The organism is uncultured Bacteroides sp. (assembly GCF_902491285.1).
Taxonomy (GTDB): domain Bacteria; phylum Bacteroidota; class Bacteroidia; order Bacteroidales; family Bacteroidaceae; genus Bacteroides.
The window spans coordinates 1-2,308 of sequence record NZ_CABUHK010000176.1 but is presented as its reverse complement, the minus strand read 5'-3'; the positions used below and the strand labels follow the sequence as shown (position 1 = coordinate 2,308).

Sequence of the window (2,308 nt, the reverse complement as noted above, 5' to 3'; positions counted from 1 at the left end):
ATAGAACACTACGAAATCAATCAAGGCGATATGCTCGGATTGGTGGGAAACAACGGTGCCGGCAAGACGACTCTCTTTCGACTAATACTGGACTTACTGAAAGCGGACGGTGGAAAAGTGATTATCAACGACATCGACGTAAGCCAAAACGAAGACTGGAAAGCCTTCACGGGTGCTTTTATCGACGACGGTTTCCTGATTGATTACCTCACTCCTGAAGAATATTTCTACTTCATCGGCAAGATGTACGGATTGAAGAAAGAAGAAGTGGACGAGCGTCTCGTTCCTTTCGAACGTTTTATGAACGGAGAAGTCATCGGACAAAAAAAACTAATCCGCAACTACTCTGCCGGAAACAAACAGAAGATTGGCATTATCTCCGCCATGCTTCATTATCCGCAATTACTGATATTGGACGAACCGTTCAATTTCCTCGACCCCAGCTCACAGTCTATCATCAAGCACCTGCTCAAAAAGTATAATGAAGAACATCGGGCTACGGTTATCATTTCCAGCCATAACCTGAATCATACCGTAGATGTATGTCCGCGGATTGCCCTCTTGGAGCATGGAGTAATTATCCGGGACATTATGAATGAGGACAATTCGGCAGAGACAGAACTGGAAGCCTATTTCAATGTAGAAGAGTAAGGGGATTTACGATTTGACAATTTACGATTTACGATTGAAGACAAATGATGAAAGTTAACTTCAAACTATTTTTCATATTGGCAGGGCTGGCCGCCATCCTCAGTTCCTGTCGAACGTCCGCTCCCCGCCTGGACTATCAGGCATTGGCGCGGGCTTCTCTCCTATTGGGTGTAGACATCAATCTTGAGGACAATCATAAACTCTATCTGGAAGCCGCCGACTGGATAGGCACTCCTTACCGTGGCGGCGGAGATTCGAAAAGGGGAACCGACTGTTCGGGCATGGTTTATCAGATATACCGGAAAGTATATCGTACCCAAGTACCGCGAAACTCGGAAGAGCTGAAAGATAAAAGCAATAAGATAGCCAAAAGGAATCTCAAGGAAGGTGACTTGGTATTCTTCAGCAGCAACCGTTCGAGAAAGAAAGTTGCCCATGTAGGCATCTACCTGAAGAACGGGAAATTCATCCATTCCAGCACGAGCCGGGGAGTAATCGTCAGCAGGCTGGGCGAAGATTATTATAGCAAGCATTGGATATGCGGTGGCAGAATACGTTAACAATCAAATCAACAACTCTAAATAACAACACATTATGAAGTCATTTATCGGAGCAGTTATATTTATCTGCGTGGCATTCAGCGCAAACGCGCAACTTCTGTGGAAAGTATCTGGCAACGGGATGGAGCAACCATCCTATATTATAGGTACACACCATCTGGCTCCGTTCAGCATCATGGACAGCATTGCCGGACTTCAAAAAGCGATGAAAGAAACCCAACAGGTATATGGCGAACTGAAAATGTCTGAAATGCAATCACCGGCTACCATGCAGAAGATGCAGCAGGCTATGATGATTGCCAACGACACCACACTGGCTTCACTCCTATCGCCCGAAGACTTCGCAACTGCCAACAAATTCTGCAAAGAGAACCTGATGATAGATTTAAACGCAGCCCCCAAACTGAAACCTGCATTCCTATTGAATAATGTAGTAGTGGTGGCTTATGTAAAACATATAGGCAAATTCAATCCACAAGAACAACTCGACACCTTCTTCCAGTCCCAAGCCACCCAAAACGGGAAAAAAGTAGACGGACTGGAAACCGCGGAGTTCCAATTTGACCTGCTCTTCAACGGTTATTCCTTGCAACGCCAAGCGCAACTGCTAATGTGTACGCTCAACAACATCGACACCGAAGTAGAAAACCTGAAAAAGCTCACCAACGCCTACATGAAACAGGACTTGAACGAAATGCTCCGACTCAACGAAGAGCGTAGGGGCAATCAATGCGATGCGACTCCCGGTGAGGAAGATGCCATGATTTACGACCGCAACAAGGCATGGGCTGGAAAACTACCGGCTATCATGAAAGCTGCTCCTACTTTTGTTGCCGTCGGCGCCCTGCACCTTCCCGGCAATAAAGGATTACTAAATCTACTAAAAAAGCAAGGATATAGGGTGGAACCTGTGAAATAAGAGTAGAACCTGCGAAATAAGAAAAGTATTTAGTACTTTTGCAGAAAAGTTTCCCAATGAACTACAACACCTATTTATTCGATTTCGACTATACCCTAGCCGATTCGTCACGTGGCATCGTCAAATGTTTCAGAATTGTGCTCACCCGCCACCAGTATTTAACCGTTACCGATGAAGC

Annotated in this window: 4 protein-coding genes; all 4 read left to right on the top strand. The window is 45.5% G+C overall.

Going from position 1 to position 2,308, the window contains the following annotated elements; all coding sequences use genetic code 11:
• A partial coding sequence (locus RDN93_RS21980; RefSeq protein ID WP_308747432.1) for an ABC transporter ATP-binding protein occupies positions 1–651 on the top strand: 651 nt, incomplete at its 5' end.
• Positions 652–698: 47 nt separating this feature from the next.
• Positions 699–1,211, top strand: a complete 513-nt coding sequence (locus RDN93_RS21975) for an NlpC/P60 family protein (protein ID WP_308747433.1) — start codon at positions 699–701, stop codon at positions 1,209–1,211.
• Positions 1,212–1,245: 34 nt separating this feature from the next.
• The gene (locus RDN93_RS21970; RefSeq protein WP_308747431.1) at positions 1,246–2,130 is read left to right on the top strand and encodes a TraB/GumN family protein; all 885 of its coding nucleotides are present in this window, start codon (positions 1,246–1,248) and stop codon (positions 2,128–2,130) included.
• 56 nt (positions 2,131–2,186) lie between these two features.
• Positions 2,187–2,308: HAD hydrolase-like protein (locus RDN93_RS21965; RefSeq protein WP_374047436.1), on the top strand; the 122-nt coding region annotated here is incomplete at its 3' end.